This is a genomic window from Acidithiobacillus sp. HP-11, from assembly GCF_015100075.1.
GTDB lineage: Bacteria > Pseudomonadota > Gammaproteobacteria > Acidithiobacillales > Acidithiobacillaceae > Acidithiobacillus > Acidithiobacillus thiooxidans.
The window spans coordinates 1-1,942 of the sequence record NZ_JACKYY010000103.1 but is presented as its reverse complement, the minus strand read 5'-3'; the positions used below and the strand labels follow the sequence as shown (position 1 = coordinate 1,942).

Sequence of the window (1,942 nt, the reverse complement as noted above, 5' to 3'; positions counted from 1 at the left end):
CATTATATCACGGAAGGCGGTTCTATTCATCGTTATCTGGCTGATTCACAATAAATAAAACAAGAAAAATAGGGTAACAAAATAGCGCCAAAATAAGTATAATTCATAGATAAATAATAATATTTAATGACCGACATTTTTGTTAACCATGCCGATTTTCCTCGCGGAAAAACGGTGAAACTTTAGTTTTTATAATACCAAATTAAATTAAATGCACGAAGCTTAGGTAGGTTTATCCCGTTACCGTTCGATCACAGTAACGACACCAACAGGCTCAAGACACCAAGCATTATTGAAAACCCATCTGACCTCAAAATTCAGGATAAAACTAATAACAATGTCATGATTTTGGGTGGGTTTGTGTGTAGTTAACATATCTATATGTGTGTACAAAACTTATCGTTTAAATGCTGAACTATATGGAAAAACTACGGTATATGTGCGTTATGTGATGATTACCTAAAGATAAGATGCGCATTCTATACAGAAAACCTTCGGACCGATAATCCGAAAATCAACAGATAAATAAAGGATATTTAACGGCATAAAAAGAAAACACTGAAATTCTACAGAGAATGGCATCACATGCTTCGTTGAAGTGACTTTTATTGGTACAATATGTATTAAGAGATATTTTTGAAAAATGCAGAAAAAAAGGAGCCATGCGTGGATAAATTAACAGAGCTGATTGCCGACGGACCGGATAAACGTTATACCATGAAGTCGGTTGTTTTAAGCCGCTACGAAGACATTAATACTGCTAGAAAATTAATGCGTACCTGGAATGACATTGCTGATGCTCTCGGATTTACCGGGCGCGGAAAAGATGTGGCTGGATGTTATGCGCGGGTCTCTATGGGCATCAAAAAAGGGAAGTTAATGGTACCTGTAAAAAAGCAAAAGACGAGTATAGGTCGTGGCTTAGATATTCATGAACGGCTCATATCCAAATCAGGAATCATCAACTTGGATGATCCTGCCAATCAATGAGTTTTTTACCATCTACTGAAAAGGAATCTTGTTATGCATAAAAAATTGATTATCAGCCATGGCGACAAGGGTGGCGTGGGCAAAAGCATTTTCTCGATGCTAACCGTCGATTATTTGCTCGACAGAAATTTACCTGTCGCCGTTGTGGAAGGAGACGTCGAGACGGGGGACGTAGCCAATCGTTATGAAGGCGTCGAGGGCGTCACCGTTTTCAGCGTGGATCTGGACAAATCGGGGCGCGATGCCGAAAACAGCATGACCGTTCTGTTCAGGCGCATTGAGCAGATGGGTTGCGAAAACGTGGTGATTAACGCACCAGCCAATGGGAAAAAAGCCTTCGACACGAATGCGAATTTGATACTGCCCGTTGCCCAGGATTTAGGATTTGAAGTATGTGTCGCTTGGATGATTGGTGTTGAGGAAGCCAGCGCAGAAATGTCGTCACGTTCTCTTCTTTGTCAAATGGCTGACCGCAAGATGGCCGTGGTGAACCGCCACGAAAGTGCCTACGATGCCGATTTCTCATGGTTTACCCAACCGGTTCACAAAAATGCATGGATAAAAGGTGGCGGACTGGTTGGTGAGATTCCTGAACTAGCCTCGCGTGTTGCTAGTGTTCTCAAAACGCACAAAAATCGATCATTGGCCTCCCTGACAGGGGCGGATAGTCCTTTGTTTATCGTGGACCGTCAGTCTATTCGAAATTGGCTGAGGCAGTCGTGGGTCAATGCGGTGATTCCACTTATTGATGGTGGTGCCTGATGGGTCCATTAAACCGATCGGAATCACCCGCATCTGGGATAGGCACTCACAAAACGGGCAAAGCTTCGTTGGCCGCTGACAGCGGGTATGATCTGACAGAGCGGTCTTTGCCCGATACCGATCATAAGCTGCTCGCCCGGTGGGTACAGCAGTATAAAATCTGTCTCTTATACACATCTCCGAGCCCAAG

The 1,942-nt window shown here is 43.3% G+C and carries 2 protein-coding genes; both read left to right on the top strand.

Translation table 11 applies throughout. The annotated features are described in order from the left end of the window. Window positions 1-666: 666 nt before the first annotated feature. On the top strand, window positions 667-990 hold the full coding sequence (locus H7F08_RS15205) for a hypothetical protein (protein ID WP_193640999.1): 324 nt from the start codon (window positions 667-669) through the stop codon (window positions 988-990). A 33-nt stretch (window positions 991-1,023) separates the two neighbouring features. Beyond that, window positions 1,024-1,752, top strand: coding sequence for a hypothetical protein (locus tag H7F08_RS15200; RefSeq protein WP_193640998.1), 729 nt, complete (start codon window positions 1,024-1,026; stop codon window positions 1,750-1,752). Window positions 1,753-1,942 lie beyond the last annotated feature (190 nt).

What these genes read in the sequence shown, in the direction of transcription:
- H7F08_RS15200 (WP_193640998.1), top strand. Translation starts at nt 1,024, where the DNA reads ATGCATAAAAAATTGATTATCAGCCATGGCGACAAGGGTGGCGTGGGC.